Annotated in this window: 1 protein-coding gene; it reads right to left on the reverse strand. The window is 57.9% G+C overall.

What is annotated here, in order from left to right; all coding sequences use genetic code 11:
• The coding region (locus tag ACZ3HG_RS23695) for a 50S ribosomal protein L11 methyltransferase (RefSeq protein WP_465334818.1) at positions 1 to 273 on the reverse strand (273 nt) is incomplete at both ends.

Genomic DNA, 273 nt, shown 5'->3' on the forward strand with positions numbered 1-273 from the left:
TGTTCGGGGGTGGCATGCCAGGAGGGGACAACCCAAATCCGAGGGGTGATTTCAATCGGATCAAACTGGGATTGTGTCAAACGCACCCAGTCCTGATCAGCGACGTCGCGTAACTCAAACGTCGGTACCGCCAGGTCAGCCACTTGCGCGGCATGTTCAACCAACTCTTGTGCATCCAGCTTGCCATCCATCAAGGCGATGATGCGCGAGCGCTCCCAGGCGCTGCGCTCGATTGGCATACCAGGTTCGCCAAACAGGGGTGTTTCGTCATCG

The sequence above is a fragment of the Erwinia sp. PME.40.26/001 genome (assembly GCF_055556675.1).